The 15296-nt window shown below is 64.2% G+C and carries 11 protein-coding genes and 4 tRNA genes; 14 read left to right on the forward strand and 1 reads right to left on the reverse strand.

The features are described from left to right. Positions 1-41: 41 nt before the first annotated feature. Positions 42-2780, reverse strand: a complete 2739-nt coding sequence (locus ACSDHM_RS02130; RefSeq protein ID WP_439426612.1) for a TonB-dependent receptor plug domain-containing protein — start codon at positions 2778-2780, stop codon at positions 42-44. Between the two features lie 169 nt (positions 2781-2949). Here ACSDHM_RS02130 and ACSDHM_RS02135 point away from each other — a divergent pair, with 169 nt between their 5' ends. The 14 genes from ACSDHM_RS02135 (at position 2950) to rpoB (ending at position 15250) form a co-directional block, all read left to right on the forward strand. Beyond that, entirely contained in the window at positions 2950-3969 is a 1020-nt protein-coding gene (locus ACSDHM_RS02135) for a cyanophycinase (RefSeq protein ID WP_134972560.1), read from the forward strand. A gap of 105 nt (positions 3970-4074) precedes the next feature. Continuing rightward, positions 4075-5091, forward strand: coding sequence for an isoaspartyl peptidase/L-asparaginase family protein (locus tag ACSDHM_RS02140; RefSeq protein WP_353761871.1), 1017 nt, complete (start codon positions 4075-4077; stop codon positions 5089-5091). A 137-nt stretch (positions 5092-5228) separates the two neighbouring features. Continuing rightward, a tRNA-Tyr gene (locus ACSDHM_RS02145) sits at positions 5229-5314 on the forward strand. A 24-nt stretch (positions 5315-5338) separates the two neighbouring features. Continuing rightward, a tRNA-Gly gene (locus ACSDHM_RS02150) sits at positions 5339-5412 on the forward strand. Positions 5413-5461: 49 nt separating this feature from the next. Further along, positions 5462-5537 (forward strand) — tRNA-Thr (locus ACSDHM_RS02155). A gap of 41 nt (positions 5538-5578) precedes the next feature. Further along, positions 5579-6769, forward strand: coding sequence for an elongation factor Tu (gene tuf, locus ACSDHM_RS02160; protein WP_065178958.1), 1191 nt, complete (start codon positions 5579-5581; stop codon positions 6767-6769). Between the two features lie 102 nt (positions 6770-6871). After that, positions 6872-6947 (forward strand) — tRNA-Trp (locus tag ACSDHM_RS02165). A gap of 49 nt (positions 6948-6996) precedes the next feature. Then, positions 6997-7410: a preprotein translocase subunit SecE gene (gene secE, locus ACSDHM_RS02170; protein WP_004145202.1), complete on the forward strand. Its 414-nt coding sequence runs from the start codon at positions 6997-6999 to the stop codon at positions 7408-7410. Positions 7411-7420: 10 nt separating this feature from the next. Beyond that, a complete protein-coding gene (gene nusG, locus ACSDHM_RS02175; protein ID WP_004154362.1) occupies positions 7421-7981 on the forward strand; it encodes a transcription termination/antitermination protein NusG in 561 nt (186 codons plus the stop codon). Positions 7982-8280: 299 nt separating this feature from the next. Then, a complete protein-coding gene (gene rplK, locus ACSDHM_RS02180; protein WP_004145248.1) occupies positions 8281-8709 on the forward strand; it encodes a 50S ribosomal protein L11 in 429 nt (142 codons plus the stop codon). Between the two features lie 4 nt (positions 8710-8713). Then, positions 8714-9412, forward strand: a complete 699-nt coding sequence (gene rplA, locus ACSDHM_RS02185) for a 50S ribosomal protein L1 (RefSeq protein WP_005415407.1) — start codon at positions 8714-8716, stop codon at positions 9410-9412. A gap of 386 nt (positions 9413-9798) precedes the next feature. Further along, the gene (rplJ, locus tag ACSDHM_RS02190) at positions 9799-10335 is read left to right on the forward strand and encodes a 50S ribosomal protein L10 (protein ID WP_010480377.1); all 537 of its coding nucleotides are present in this window, start codon (positions 9799-9801) and stop codon (positions 10333-10335) included. A 63-nt stretch (positions 10336-10398) separates the two neighbouring features. After that, entirely contained in the window at positions 10399-10767 is a 369-nt protein-coding gene (rplL, locus tag ACSDHM_RS02195) for a 50S ribosomal protein L7/L12 (protein ID WP_005415408.1), read from the forward strand. A 328-nt stretch (positions 10768-11095) separates the two neighbouring features. Beyond that, the gene (gene rpoB, locus ACSDHM_RS02200; RefSeq protein WP_005415409.1) at positions 11096-15250 is read left to right on the forward strand and encodes a DNA-directed RNA polymerase subunit beta; all 4155 of its coding nucleotides are present in this window, start codon (positions 11096-11098) and stop codon (positions 15248-15250) included. The last annotated feature ends 46 nt before the right edge of the window (positions 15251-15296 follow it).

A 15296-nucleotide genomic window follows, 5' to 3' on the forward strand; every position in this document is an offset into this window, starting at 1 on the left:
CGCCAAAGCGGGGGTCCCCTGTATCGGCGCTGGCCAGGCACTTACAGTGCGCTGCCACCGAACTTGTGGGTGTACTGCAGGTTGATCGTGCGGCCGACACTGTCGAACCAGGACACGTCGTAGTACGGGTAAGCGGTGTACGTACGGTCCTTCGGCGGCATCTTGTTGAACACATTGACCACCGACAGCGACAGGCGCGAGTGGTCGTCGAAGCGGTACTGCAGCGAGGCGTTGTAGCGATAGGTCGCCGTCACGTACGGGCTGTCGCCGCTATCCCAGTCGAACACCTGGTCGTAGCTGTCCGAGGTCGGCAGCTTGCCCAGGCGCGAGCCGTACACCGTTGCCGACCACGCATCCTTCTCCCAGGTCACGCTCAGGCTGGTCTTGGTGCGCGGAATGTCGAAGCCACTGTTGACCGCGAACTGGTCTTCGGTGCGGTCGCCGGGGTAGCGCTGGAAATCATGCTTCTTCACCCAGGTGTGCGTGCCGTTGAAGATGAAATCGCCGATGCCCGTCTGCAGGCGATAGCGCAGGCCGACGTCGATGCCGGAGGTGGATTCGCGGGCGACGTTGATCGGCTCCACGTGCACGCCATACAGGCGTCCGTCGTTGCTGCGGGTGATGCGGGCGAGCGCGTCCACGCAGGTCGGCGAATTGATGTCGGCGCTGCCCAGGCGGCAGTTTGCTTCGTTGGCCAGGAGCGTGCGCACGTCCATGTCCTGCACCTGGTTGCGCATGTCGATGTCGAACCAGTCCACCGACAGGTCCAGGCCGATCGCCGGCGACCAGACGATGCCGGCGCTCCACGAGGTGCTGGTTTCCGGTTCGAGCTGGCGGTTGCCGGTGCGACTGCGGATCAGGTTGCGCTCGTAATCGGAACAGTCGCTGGCTTCCTCAAGGCGGCAGGTGTACAGATCCTCGGCGCTGGTCTCGTCGTTGCCCGGTCCGGCAAACACATAGTGCAGGTCCGGTGCACGGAATGCGGTGCCGTAGGAGCCGCGCACCAGCAGGGTATCGATCGGGCGCCATTCCAGGCCGCCGCTCCAGGTCGCCTTGCCGATGCTGTGTCCGGAATAGCGGTACTGGTCGTAGCGGCCCGCCATGCTCAGGTTGACCGTGTCGTGCAGCGGCATGCGCAGCTCCGCAGCCGTCGCCCAGCGGTTGCGCGAACCCTTGCCGTCCGAATCCTTCCAGCTGTAGTAGTAGTACCCGGTCGCCAGCGGATCGGGGTTCAGCGAATAGGCCTGCTGGCCCACTTCCACGGTCGCGGCAAACGCGGCGTCGCCCCCCGGCAGAGCGAACAGGGCCGAGTTGGTCAGGGTGAAGGCGGCAGTCTCCGTGCGCGACTTCGGAGTGTAGGTGGTACGCGCGGCGATCGAGTCGTACTCGGCGCGGGTCAGTGGACGGTACAGCCGTGACGGATCGGCGTTGTAGACCGGGAAACCGTCGTCATCCACGCCCAGCTGCGGGCCGAGGAACAGGTCGTTGGCCTTGGCGGCAATGATCTGTGCCCAGCTGATGCGCGACTGGTACTGCGAATGGCTCAACGCCGCTTCGTAATCCCAGTTGCCAATCAGGTTGCCCTTGAAGCCGGTGGTCACGCTGAAGGTCTTCTGCGTGCTGCGCACCATGGCGTTGCGCAGGCCACCCATTTCCTCGGGCGAGAACTGGCGCTGCCAGAACTCGATCTCGCCAGTGGCTTCGTTGTTGAAGTAGCCCGACTCATCACCGTTGGCATCCATGCGGCCCCACTGGGTGACGTCGCGCATCAGCGACATCGTGTGGTAGCCGAGCTGCGCGTCGGCGAACCACTGCTGGCCATTGTCGAAGTCGTAGCTCAGCGACGCGTAGCCGTTGGCACCGCGGCGCTTGCTGAGGATGGTGCCGTAGCCGATCGAGCTGTCGCTGCCGCAGTAGTAGCCATACTTCGGGCGGTAGGCACGATAGGTGCTGCCCTGGTTCTGGCCGGACAGCGCTTCGCAGGTGGCGGCGCCCGGGTCCAGGTAGTCATCGTTGTAGTCGGTGCGCAGATAGGCACGGCGCGCGATGCGCGAACCCTCGGTGGGGCCATCCCGGGTCGAGTCCTGGATGTCACGGTCATAGGCCCACAGCGGGGTCTGCGACTGCAGCTCGACGCTGTACACGGCGTTGAAGTTGCCACGGCTGAAACCGCTGGCCAGGCTCATGTCGAACGACTCGCCGCCGCCTTCGGTGGTGGTGCCCATGCGCATGTCGATGGTGGTGCCGTCGGCCTTCTTCTTCAGGATGAAGTTGACCACGCCGGCGATCGCGTCCGAGCCGTAGATGGCCGAGGCGCTGCCGGTCAGCACTTCGATGCGCTCGATCATGCCCAGCGGGATGTTGGAGACATCGGTGAAGTTGCTGCGGCCCTTGAACGGCATCGGGAAATCGGCAATGCGCCGACCATTGACCAGCACCAGCGTGTGGTTCGGGCCCAGGCCGCGCAGGTCCACCTGCTGGGCGCCCGGCGAGAAGTCGGCGCCACTGGAAGACTGCTGGCTCTGCGTCTCACCGCCGTTCTGGGTCATTGCACGCAGTACGTCCGGCACGCTGGTGAAGCCACTGGAGCGGATCTGCTCGGCATTGATCACCGTGATCGGAGCGGGGCCTTCCACCTGGGCGCGCGGAATGCGCGAGCCGGTGACCTGCACCGCATCCAGTTGTTGCACCGAAGAGGAAGCCGGTGCCTGGGCCGCCGCGGAAGCAGCCACGCCCATCAACGCCAGCTGGATCGACCACGCCATCGCCTGTCTACGCATGAGGAATTCTCGGAAATGAAGCCGGCCCGCAGAGGAGGGGCCCTGTCCCCCATTCAGACTTCGGAATGGGCGCGCGCATTTAACGCCTTTTTCATGTCCTTGACTACTGGGCCCCTATCTGGCAAAGAGTGAAAACGCTTGCAACTCGATTTTGTTCAGGGAGATCAAGATGCGACGCCTCGACCGGACCCTCCCTGGCCCCTTCGCTTGGCTGGCGCTGCTGGTGCTGGGCTGGCCATTGGCCGCGCCCGCGCAGGACCTGCAGGGCCCCGGCTTCGCCTATTACGAAGTCGGCGATCTGGAATCTCCGCGTCCCGGTTCGCGCGCGCCCGCCATGATGCTGATGGGCGGTGGCGAGTGGGTGCCGGAGGCCTTCCAGTGGTGGCTGAAGCAGGCCGGCAATGGCCGTGTGCTGATTCTGCGTGCCTCCGGTGGCGACGAACTGCAGGACCGCCTGTACCGCGAGATCGGCGGCACCACCGCAGTGCAGACCCTGGTCTTCGACAGCCGCCGCGGTGCCGATGATCCGGCGGTGCTGCGCGTGGTCGCGGCGGCCGATGCCATCTTCATTGCCGGCGGCGACCAGTCCCGCTATATCCGCTTCTGGAAGGGCACCGCACTCAACCGTGCACTCAACGCCCATGTGCGCGCCGGCAAGCCGATTGCCGGTACCAGCGCTGGCCTGGCCATCCTCGGCGGCTATGCCTATGGCGCCATGGATGGCGGCAGCATCACCTCGGCCGGTGCGCTGGCCGACCCGATGGGCAGTGCCGTGACCCTGGACAGCGGCTTCCTGCAGATGCCCTACCTGCAGCGCGTGGTCACCGACACCCATTTCGACAAGCGGGACCGGCTCGGCCGCCTGATCGTGTTCGTGGCACGTGCCGCCCAGGACAGCGGCGACCCTGACATCGTCGGCATCGGCGTCGATGAGGACACCGCCCTGTGCGTTGAGCCCGATGGCCGGGCCCAGGTCTACAGCGCAGATGGCGAAGGCAAGGTCTGGGTGGTCAGCCCCGGCCGCGACGCCGATCGCCTGGTCGAGGGGGAACCGCTGCGCTTCCATGCAGTGCCGGTGACGGTGGTCGCCAGCGGCAGCCGCATGCGGCTGGATGATTTCCAGGCCGAGGCCGATTACCAGGCCGTGGCCGACGTCAGTGACGGCGAGATTGAGTTCACGCTTCGGTAGTGCCGGCCGCTGGCCGGCAACCCACCTTCCTGATGCGACCGGTGCCGGCCAGCAGCCGGCACTACCGGTGCAATCCTTTCACTACACCTGCTGGAGATGTGCCCGATGAAACTGCGCCTGGTGCTGTCCGCGCTGCTGTCCCTGCCGTCGCTTGCCCAGGCCGCCCCGGCCGCCTCGCCGTTGCTGGTCATCCACGGCGGCGCCGGTGTCGAGCGCAAGGACCTGTCGCCGGCTGAAGAGAAGACTGCGCGCGACGCGTTGCGCGCGGCGCTGCTGAAGGGCCATGCCGAACTGGCGGCCGGTCGCCCGGCGCTTGCAGCCGTCACTGCGGCAATCACCGTGCTGGAGGACGATCCGACCTTCAACGCCGGCAAGGGCGCGGTGTTCACCCATGACGGCCACAACGAACTGGATGCCGCAGTGATGGATGGCGCCACCCAGGCTGCAGGTGCGGTGGCCGGCGTGCAGCGGGTGCGCAACCCGATCCTGCTGGCCCAGACCGTGATGCAGAAGTCCAGGCACGTGATGATGGTCGGGCAGGGGGCCGAGGCGTTCGCGGTGGAGCAGGGCATCGGCCTGGTCGATCCATCCTACTTCCGTACCGACAAGCGCTGGCAGCAACTGCAGCGCGCATTGAAGGAAGAGGCCAGTGGCCAGGCGCACGCCGACCTGGAGACCGCAAGGCACTTCGGCACGGTGGGCGCGGTTGCGCTGGATGCGCAGGGGCAGCTTGCTGCCGGCACCTCCACCGGTGGCATGACCAACAAGCGCTATGGCCGTGTGGGCGATTCGCCGATCATCGGTGCCGGTACCTGGGCCGACGCGGGCTGCGCGGTATCGGGCACCGGGTGGGGCGAGTACTACATCCGGACTGCGGCCGCGCACGAGATCTGTGCGCGCATGCGCTACCAGCGGCAGACGCCGGAGCAGGCCGGCAAGGGCGTGATCAACGAGATGATTCCGAAGATGGGCGGCGACGGCGGCGCGATCGTGCTTGCCGCAGACGGAAAAATGGCCATGCCGTTCAACACCCAGGGCATGTATCGGGGCTGGATCGGCGCCGATGGCGTCCCCCATGTCGCAATTTTCGCCAGCGAGACCCTGCCGGTCCCTGGGCAATAACCTTGCGTATCAATGGGTTTGCGACAACGTGTGAAAAAGATGGAAAAAAGCGTTGACAGCCCCCCGCCTGATCAGCAGAATAAGCGGCTCACCACCACACACCGCAACGCTTCGGCGGCAACGGGTTGGGGTGGTAAGGAGGGATACCCAAGCGGCCAACGGGGGCAGACTGTAAATCTGCTGGCTTACGCCTTCGGTGGTTCGAATCCACCTCCCTCCACCAGTTTCACGTTGTGACATTCCCGGCGCGGGAGTAGTTCAATGGTAGAACCTCAGCCTTCCAAGCTGATGGTGCGGGTTCGATTCCCGTCTCCCGCTCCATTGAATGAACTTTGAATATTATCGAGTTCATGTCATAATGCAAAACTCGGCTCACGTAGCTCAGTCGGTAGAGCACTTCCTTGGTAAGGAAGAGGTCGAAGGTTCGATTCCTTTCGTGAGCACCATCTTAAGCATCACCTCTCAGACGAATTCGAGATAAGCAGCCATGGCCAAGGGTAAGTTCGAGCGCACCAAGCCGCACGTCAACGTCGGCACCATCGGTCACGTCGACCACGGCAAGACCACGCTGACCGCCGCACTGACCAAGATCGGTGCCGAGCGCTTCGGTGGCGAGTTCAAAGACTACTCCTCGATCGACGCCGCGCCGGAAGAAAAGGCGCGTGGCATCACGATCTCGACCGCGCACGTCGAATACGAATCCCCGACCCGTCACTACGCCCACGTTGACTGCCCGGGCCACGCTGACTACGTCAAGAACATGATCACCGGTGCCGCCCAGATGGACGGCGCGATCCTGGTGTGCTCGGCCGCTGACGGCCCGATGCCGCAGACCCGTGAGCACATCCTGCTGTCGCGCCAGGTCGGCGTGCCGTACATCGTCGTGTTCCTGAACAAGGCCGACATGGTGGACGACGCCGAGCTGCTCGAGCTGGTCGAGATGGAAGTGCGCGAGCTGCTGAGCAAGTACGAGTTCCCGGGCGACGACACCCCGATCATCGCCGGTTCGGCCCGTCTGGCGCTGGAAGGCGACCAGAGCGACATCGGCGTGCCGGCCATCCTGAAGCTGGTCGACGCGCTGGACAGCTGGATTCCGGAGCCGGAGCGTGCGATCGACAAGCCGTTCCTGATGCCGGTGGAAGACGTGTTCTCGATCTCGGGCCGCGGCACCGTGGTGACCGGTCGTATCGAGCGCGGCGTGATCAAGGTTGGCGACGAAATCGAAATCGTCGGCATCCGTCCGGTGCAGAAGACCACCGTGACTGGCGTTGAAATGTTCCGCAAGCTGCTGGACCAGGGTCAGGCAGGCGACAACGCTGGCCTGCTGCTGCGCGGCACCAAGCGTGACGACGTCGAGCGTGGCCAGGTGCTGGCCAAGCCGGGCACGATCAAGCCGCACACCAAGTTCGAAGGCGAAGTGTACGTCCTGTCGAAGGACGAGGGCGGCCGCCACACCCCGTTCTTCAACGGTTACCGTCCGCAGTTCTACTTCCGCACCACCGACATCACCGGTGCCGCCAAGCTGCCGGAAGGCGTCGAAATGGTGATGCCGGGTGACAACGTCAAGATGGAAGTCACCCTGATCAACCCGGTGGCCATGGACGAAGGCCTGCGCTTCGCCATCCGCGAAGGCGGTCGTACCGTCGGCGCCGGCGTGGTCTCGAAGATCATCGAGTAAGCCTGCAGTACCGGTGGTTGCATAGCGCCGCCGGTTACGCGAATGGCGGGCCGGGAACCTCGGTCCGCCTTCGCCGTCTAAGGGAAGGCAAGTTTTCAACGTACGCCAGTAGCTCAATTGGCAGAGCAGCGGTCTCCAAAACCGCAGGTTGGGGGTTCGAGTCCCTCCTGGCGTGCCATCTGCCCACCTTATCCAGCGGCCTGGGCCGCTAAAGCAGACACAGCCGGATGAATAGCAAGATCGAACACTCCAAGGACAACTCCGCCAACGGTGGAGATATCGTCAAGTATGTCGCCGCATCGCTGCTGGTGCTGGCCGGTCTGTTCGTCTGGTTCTGGTTCTCCGCCGACTCCGGTCGCGCCGCCCAGCTGGGTGCGTGGGCGGGTCAGCTGCGTGCATTGGCGGTCGTGGTCGGTCTGGTTGGCGGTATCGGCGTGTTCATGCTGACCGGCAAGGGGCGCGACACCCGCGAATTCCTCTCCGAGTCGCGCTTCGAACTGCGCAAGGTGGTCTGGCCTACGCGCCAGGAAGCCGTCCGCATGACCTGGGTCGTGATCGTCGTGGTGCTCATCCTCAGTCTTCTGCTGGGTGGCTTCGACTTCCTGATCCAGAAACTGACTCAGTGGTTCCTGAGCCGCTAAGGAGAATTGCATGAAGCGTTGGTACGTCGTTCACGCCTATTCGGGCTTCGAGAAGTCGGTGGCGCAGGCTCTGCGCGATCGCATCGTCCGTGACGGCATGGAAGAGCGCTTCGGCGACGTCCTGGTCCCGACCGAGGAAGTGGTCGAGATGCGCGCCGGCCAGAAGCGCCGTTCCGAGCGCAAGTTCTTCCCGGGTTACGTGCTGGTCCAGATCGAGACCCACGAGGAAGCCGGCATTCCGCGCATCGACAACGAAAGCTGGCATCTGGTCAAGGAAACCCCGCGGGTCATGGGCTTCATCGGCGGCACCGCCGATCGTCCGCTGCCGATCGCCGATTCCGAGGCCGAAGCCATCCTGAATCGCGTTCAGGAAGGTGTCGAGAAGCCGCGTCCGAAGGTGCTGTTCGAGCCGGGCCAGATGGTCCGCGTCACCGACGGTCCGTTCAACGATTTCAATGGCGTCGTCGAAGAAGTCAACTACGAGAAGAGCCGTCTGCGCGTCTCGGTGCTGATCTTCGGTCGTGCCACTCCGGTCGAGCTCGAGTTCGGCCAGGTCGAAAAGGCCGTCTGACCTGTCCTGTCGAGTCGAGCCATGCTCGACTCCGGGGTCTGGATGGTGCGGTAGTCGGGCATGGCTCGACTCTCCAAAGGGAACCGGGCCTGGCCCGGTTCCGTTCGTTTACCTGCCGCTTCAGGCATGTGAAGAAAAAACCTGTTATAGTGCGCGGCTCCCCGCTGGGGAAGCCAGCAGGACGAGGCCGCCGCAAGGTGGCCTTCAGCATGATTTCAAAACGCGATGCCGGGACGCGTGATTCCCGGTCCGATGGGGAGCCTGTTGTCGAAAGGCGCTAGCACCCGGAGAGCACTCACATGGCAAAGAAAGTTGTCGGTTACATCAAGCTGCAGGTGAAGGCCGGTCAGGCCAACCCCTCGCCGCCGGTCGGTCCTGCGCTGGGTCAGCGTGGCCTGAACATCATGGAATTCTGCAAGGCGTTCAACGCTGCCACGCAGAAGCTCGAGCCGGGTCTGCCGGTTCCGGTGATCATCACGGCCTACTCGGACCGTACGTTCACCTTCATCACCAAGAGCACCCCGGCTACCACCCTGCTGAAGAAGGCCGCTGGCATCTCGTCGGGCTCCAAGCGCCCGAACACCGAGAAGGTCGGCAAGGTCACCCGTAAGCAGCTGGAAGAGATCGCCAAGGCGAAGGAACCGGATCTGACTGCCGCCGACCTGGACGCCGCCGTGCGTACCATCGCTGGCTCTGCCCGTTCCATGGGCCTCGTGGTGGAGGGTTAATAAGATGGCACAGACCAAGCGTGAGAAGGCCATCAAGGCCGCCGTCGTTCCGGGCAAGGCATACGCCTTCGAGGACGCGATCAACATCCTGAAGACCGCCACCAAGGCCAAGTTCGTCGAGTCGATCGACGTCGCCGTGCGCCTGGGCGTCGATGCGAAGAAGTCCGACCAGCAGGTCCGTGGCTCCACCGTGCTGCCGGCCGGTACCGGCAAGTCGGTCCGCGTCGCCGTGTTCGCTCCGGCCGGTGCCAAGGCTGACGAAGCCCTGGCTGCTGGCGCCGACGCCGTCGGTATGGATGACCTGGCCGAGAAGATGCAGGCCGGCGATCTGAACTACGACGTCGTCATCGCGACCCCGGACGCCATGCGCGTCGTCGGTAAGCTGGGCACCGTGCTGGGCCCGCGCGGCCTGATGCCGAACCCGAAGGTCGGCACCGTTTCCCCGAACCCGGGTGAAGCCGTGAAGAACGCCAAGTCGGGTCAGGTCCGTTACCGCACCGACAAGGCCGGCATCATCCACTGCACCATCGGCAAGGCCGACTTCGCCGAAGACGCGCTGAAGTCGAACCTGACCGCGCTGCTGCTGGACCTGATCAAGGCCAAGCCGGCCACCTCGAAGGGCACCTACCTGCAGAAGGTTTCGGTCAGCTCGACGATGGGCCCGGGCGTCACCGTCGACCAGTCGTCGCTGACCCTGAAGTAATTGTTTCAAGCGGTCACGGTGCCCCGGGTGCCGTGACCGTGACATTTGAAGGCATCGCTGGCAGTGCATCGCCCGCGGTAGCCGTCAAAGACCGCAGGCGCGGTCGTGGCAATACCGGCGACGGGCATGGAAGCTCGATCTGGCAAGGAGTCGCCGCCGGAGCAGTCAGGAGCGCTTAATCGATTCCCCGGAATCACCCTGCGTAGATGGTGCCCTTCTGGAGTTTTTCTGGTTCACGCACGTCTGGGTTTCCCAGGTTGGCCCACTCCAGGTCTAGAACGGCCCACCCCCGGAACATCATCCCGATGCTCCCGGCGTCCAGGATGGATGCCGCACAGGACCGCACACGGCAGGAGCCGTAAGCGGAGTTCAATAGGAGGAGTGCAATGGCTCTCAATCTGTCCCAGAAGCAAGAAGTAGTCGCCGAGCTGGCAGACGTCGCCGCCAAGGCCCACTCCTTGATCGCAGCCGAATACGCTGGCACCACGGTCGCCCAGATGACCGCGATGCGCAAGCAGGCTCGTGAAACCGGTGTTTTCTTGAAGGTTGTCAAGAACACCCTGGCTTCGCGCGCCGTTGAAGGCACCGAGTTCGCAGTCGCCCAGGACCAGATGGTTGGTCCGCTGCTGTACGCGTTCTCGCTCGAGGAGCCCGGCGCTGCCGGTCGCCTGATCAAGGAAGCCGCCAAGGGCAACGACAAGCTGAAGGCTAAGGTCGTCGCCATCGGTGGCGAAGTGTTCCCGGCAAGCCACGTCGAAGTGCTGGCCTCGCTGCCGACCCGCGACCAGGCCCTGGCCATGCTGGCCCGCGTCCTGACCGAGCCGGTCACGATGTTTGCCCGCGCCATCAAGGCCGTTGGCGAGAAGCAGGGTGGTGGCGATGTCGCCGCTGACGCTGCCGAGCCGGCCGCCGAGACCGCCTGAGTTTCGACTTACCGTGGTTCCTGACGGAACCTCAATCCAGAAAATCATCCAAAGGTATTAATCATGTCCCTTACCAACGAACAGATCGTCGACGCCATCGCCGAGAAGTCCCTGATGGAAGTGATGGAGCTGGTCAAGGCCATCGAAGAGAAGTTCGGCGTCTCCGCCGCTGCTCCGGTTGCCGTGGCTGCTGCCGCTGGCCCGGCTGCTGCTGTTGAAGAGCAGACCGAATTCGTCGTCACCCTGAAGACTGCCGGCGAGAAGAAGGTCGAAGTCATCAAGGCCGTCCGCGCCATCACCGGCCTGGGCCTGAAGGAAGCGAAGGACCTGGCCGAAGCCGGCGGCGTCCTGAAGGACAACGCTTCGAAGGAAGAAGCCGAGAAGATGAAGAAGGACCTGGAAGCTGCTGGCGCGACTGTCGAAGTCAAGTAAGCAGTTACCTTGCATCGTCACCGATTCGCGGCGATGCAGCCAAGGCTGGGGGCGTAAGCCCCCGGCCTTTGGTCGTTGTTGCGGTGTTGTAGATCCGCACCATGCGTGGATGTGAAAAAAGCAGGAAAAAGCCCAACACGGGCTGCAGTCAAACCCCGGCAGGCCAGCGCCGAGCGCGGCAGCGGGGGAGTGGTAGCAGACGAGTTGGCAGTTGGAAGTAGCGGGAGAAGGCGTGCTGGTGCCGGCAATACCAGCGACTTCCAACTGACAATTTCAAGTTCCCTTCGGATCGTGGGCGCACGATCCGCACAACAAGGTGGAAGACCTCATGACGTCCTATTCGTTCACCGAAAAAAAGCGTATCCGCAAGGATTTCGGCAAGCAGCGCTCGATTCTCGAAGTGCCGTTCCTGCTCGCCATCCAGGTGGATTCCTATCGTGAATTCCTGCAGGAAAACGTCGATCCGGCCAAGCGCACGGACCACGGCCTGCACGCTGCGCTGAAGTCGGTCTTCCCGATCGCCAGCTACAGCGGCAACGCTGCCCTGGAATACGTCGGCTACAAGCTGGGCGAACCGGTCTTCGACGAGCGTGAGTGCCGCCAGCGCGGCATGAGCTACGGCGCCCCGCTGCGCGTGACCGTGCGCCTGGTGATCTACGACCGTGAGTCGTCGACCAAGGCCATCAAGTACGTGAAGGAGCAGGAGGTCTATCTGGGCGAAATCCCGCTGATGACCGAGAACGGCACCTTCATCGTCAACGGCACCGAGCGCGTCATCGTCTCCCAGCTGCACCGCTCGCCGGGCGTGTTCTTCGACCACGACCGTGGCAAGACCCACAGCTCGGGCAAGCTGCTGTACAGCGCCCGCATCATTCCCTACCGCGGCTCCTGGCTGGACTTCGAGTTCGACCCGAAGGACGCGCTGTTCACCCGTATCGACCGCCGCCGCAAGCTGCCGGTGTCGATCCTGCTGCGCGCGCTCGGCTACAGCAACGAAGAGATGCTGGCCGAGTTCTTCGAGATCAACACCTTCCACATCAACCCGGATGAAGGCGTCCAGCTGGAGCTGGTGCCGGAGCGCCTGCGTGGCGAGACCCTGGGCTTCGACCTCGCCGACGGCGACAAGGTCATCGTGGAAGCCGGCAAGCGCATCACCGCGCGCCACATCAAGCAGCTGGAAGCCTCGGGCATCGCCGCCCTGGCCGTGCCGGACGACTACATCGTCGGCCGCATCCTGTCGCACGACGTGGTCGATGCCTCGACCGGCGAACTGCTGGCCCAGGCCAACGACGAGATCACGGACGAGCAGCTGCAGGCCTTCCGCAAGGCCGGTGTGGATGCCGTGGGCACCCTGTGGGTGAACGACCTGGATCGTGGCCCGTACCTGTCCAACACCCTGCGTATCGACCCGACCAAGACCCAGCTGGAAGCCCTGGTCGAGATCTACCGCATGATGCGTCCGGGCGAGCCGCCGACCAAGGATGCCGCGCAGAACCTGTTCCACAACCTGTTCTTCACCTTCGAGCGCTACGACCTGTCCGCGGTCGGCCGCATGAAGTTCAACCGTCGCGTGGGCCGCAAGGAAACCACCGGCGAAGCCGTGCTGTACGACAGCAAGTACTTCGGCGAGCGCAACGACGAAGAGTCCAAGCGCCTGGTCGCTGCCCACGGCGAAAGCTCCGACATCCTGGACGTGATCAAGGTCCTGACCGAGATCCGCAACGGTCGCGGCGTGGTCGACGACATCGATCACCTGGGCAACCGTCGCGTGCGTTCGGTCGGCGAAATGGCCGAGAACGTGTTCCGCGTCGGCCTGGTCCGCGTCGAGCGTGCGGTCAAGGAGCGCCTGTCGATGGCCGAATCGGAAGGCCTGACCCCGCAGGAACTGATCAACGCCAAGCCGGTCGCCGCTGCCATCAAGGAGTTCTTCGGCTCCTCGCAGCTGTCGCAGTTCATGGACCAGAACAACCCGCTGTCGGAAGTGACGCACAAGCGTCGCGTCTCGGCCCTGGGCCCGGGCGGCCTGACCCGTGAGCGCGCCGGCTTCGAAGTGCGCGACGTGCACCCGACCCATTACGGCCGCGTCTGCACCATCGAAACCCCGGAAGGCCCGAACATCGGCCTGATCAACTCGCTGGCCGTGTACGCCCGCACCAACAAGTACGGTTTCCTCGAGACCCCGTACCGCAAGGTCGTGGACGGCAAGGTCTATGACGAAGTCGAGTTCCTGTCGGCCATTGAAGAGAACGAGTACGTCATTGCGCAGGCCAACGCGCTGACCGACGCCAAGGGCACCCTGACCGAGCAGTTCGTTCCGTGCCGCTTCCAGGGCGAATCGCTGCTGAAGCCGCCGGCGGAAGTCCACTTCATGGACGTTTCGCCGATGCAGACCGTCTCGATCGCGGCCGCGCTGGTTCCGTTCCTGGAGCACGATGACGCGAACCGCGCACTGATGGGCGCCAACATGCAGCGTCAGGCCGTGCCGACCCTGCGTTCGCAGAAGCCGCTGGTCGGTACCGGCATCGAGCGCGCCGTGGCGCGTGACTCGGGTGTGACCGTGAACGCCCGTCGTGGTGGTGAGATCGTGCAGATCGACGCCGCCCGCATCGTGGTCAAGGTCAATGAGGAAGAGATCGTTGGCGCCACCGACGCCGGCGTGGACATCTACAACCTGGTCAAGTACACCCGGTCGAACCAGAACACCTGCATCAACCAGCGTCCGCTGGTCCAGGTGGGTGACGTCATCGCCCGCGGTGACGTGCTGGCCGACGGTCCGTCCACCGACATCGGCGAGCTGGCCCTGGGCCAGAACATGCTGATCGCGTTCATGCCGTGGAACGGCTACAACTTCGAAGACTCCATCCTGCTCTCCGAGCGCGTGGTGGAAGAGGATCGCTACACCACGATCCACATCGAAGAGCTGACCTGCGTCGCGCGTGACACCAAGCTGGGGCCGGAGGAAATCTCCGCCGACATCCCGAACGTCTCCGAGCAGGCGCTGAACCGCCTGGACGAGAGCGGCGTGGTGTACATCGGTGCCGAAGTGCGCGCCGGCGACATCCTGGTCGGCAAGGTCACCCCGAAGGGCGAAAGCCAGCTGACCCCGGAAGAGAAGCTGCTGCGCGCGATCTTCGGCGAGAAGGCTTCGGACGTTAAGGACAGCTCGCTGCGCGTTCCGCCGGGCATGGACGGCACCGTCATCGACGTGCAGGTCTTCACCCGCGACGGCATCGAGAAGGACAAGCGCGCGCGCCAGATCGAAGAGTCCGAAATCAAGCGCGTCAAGAAGGACTTCGATGACCAGTTCCGCATCCTGGAAGCGGCCATCTACATGCGTCTGCGTTCGCAGATCGTGGGCAAGGTGGTCAATGGTGGTGCTGGCCTGAAGAAGGGTGACGTGATCACCGACGCCTTCCTCGACGGCCTGAAGAAGTCTGACTGGTTCGCCCTGCGCATGAAGGACGAGGACGCCTCGGAAGCCATCGAGCGCGCCCAGAAGCAGATCCAGGCGCACGAGAAGGAATTCGAGCGTCGCTTCGCCGACAAGCGCGGCAAGATCACCGCGGGCGACGACCTCGCCCCGGGCGTGCTGAAGATGGTCAAGGTGTTCCTGGCGGTGAAGCGCCGCATCCAGCCGGGCGACAAGATGGCAGGCCGCCACGGCAACAAGGGTGTGGTGTCCAACGTGGTGCCGGTCGAGGACATGCCGTACATGGCCTCGGGCGAGACCGTGGACATCGTGCTGAACCCGCTGGGCGTGCCGTCGCGTATGAACATCGGCCAGATCCTGGAAGTGCACCTGGGCTGGGCCGCCAAGGGCCTGGGTCGCAAGATCCAGGCGATGCTGGAAGCCCAGGCCGCGGTGGCCGACCTGCGCAAGTTCCTGGACGACATCTACAACCACGACGACACCAACGTGGCCAACCGTGTCGACCTGTCGCAGTTCAGCGACGAGGAACTGCTGCGCCTGGCCCGCAACCTGACCGACGGCGTGCCGATGGCCACCCCGGTCTTCGACGGCGCCACCGAAGCGGAAATCAAGCGCATGCTGGAACTGGCCGACCTGCCGAGCAGTGGCCAGACCCAGCTGTACGACGGCCGCACCGGTGAAGCCTTCGACCGCCATACCACCGTCGGTTACATGCACTACCTGAAGCTGAACCACCTGGTCGACGACAAGATGCACGCCCGTTCGACCGGTCCGTACTCGCTCGTCACCCAGCAGCCGCTGGGCGGCAAGGCGCAGTTCGGCGGCCAGCGCTTCGGTGAAATGGAAGTCTGGGCGCTGGAAGCCTACGGCGCGGCCTACACCCTGCAGGAAATGCTGACGGTGAAGTCCGATGACGTGCAGGGCCGCAACCAGATGTACAAGAACATCGTCGACGGCGAGCACGAGATGGTCGCGGGCATGCCGGAATCCTTCAACGTGCTCGTGAAGGAAATCCGCTCGCTGGCCATCAACATGGAACTGGAAGACAACTGATCCATGCCGGCGCGGCGGTCCGCCGCCGCGCCGCTGGCAGTGAACT

This window comes from Stenotrophomonas sp. T8 (assembly GCF_051853085.1).
Classification (GTDB): domain Bacteria; phylum Pseudomonadota; class Gammaproteobacteria; order Xanthomonadales; family Xanthomonadaceae; genus Stenotrophomonas; species Stenotrophomonas sepilia.

Bases quoted from the DNA above. Each gene is read 5' to 3' on its own strand.
- ACSDHM_RS02130 (WP_439426612.1), bottom strand. From the start codon at position 2,780: ATGCGTAGACAGGCGATGGCGTGGTCGATCCAGCTGGCGTTGATGGGC.
- ACSDHM_RS02135 (WP_134972560.1), top strand. From the start codon at position 2,950: ATGCGACGCCTCGACCGGACCCTCCCTGGCCCCTTCGCTTGGCTGGCG.
- ACSDHM_RS02140 (WP_353761871.1), top strand. From the start codon at position 4,075: ATGAAACTGCGCCTGGTGCTGTCCGCGCTGCTGTCCCTGCCGTCGCTT.
- tuf (WP_065178958.1), top strand. From the start codon at position 5,579: ATGGCCAAGGGTAAGTTCGAGCGCACCAAGCCGCACGTCAACGTCGGC.
- secE (WP_004145202.1), top strand. From the start codon at position 6,997: ATGAATAGCAAGATCGAACACTCCAAGGACAACTCCGCCAACGGTGGA.
- nusG (WP_004154362.1), top strand. From the start codon at position 7,421: ATGAAGCGTTGGTACGTCGTTCACGCCTATTCGGGCTTCGAGAAGTCG.
- rplK (WP_004145248.1), top strand. From the start codon at position 8,281: ATGGCAAAGAAAGTTGTCGGTTACATCAAGCTGCAGGTGAAGGCCGGT.
- rplA (WP_005415407.1), top strand. From the start codon at position 8,714: ATGGCACAGACCAAGCGTGAGAAGGCCATCAAGGCCGCCGTCGTTCCG.
- rplJ (WP_010480377.1), top strand. From the start codon at position 9,799: ATGGCTCTCAATCTGTCCCAGAAGCAAGAAGTAGTCGCCGAGCTGGCA.
- rplL (WP_005415408.1), top strand. From the start codon at position 10,399: ATGTCCCTTACCAACGAACAGATCGTCGACGCCATCGCCGAGAAGTCC.
- rpoB (WP_005415409.1), top strand. From the start codon at position 11,096: ATGACGTCCTATTCGTTCACCGAAAAAAAGCGTATCCGCAAGGATTTC.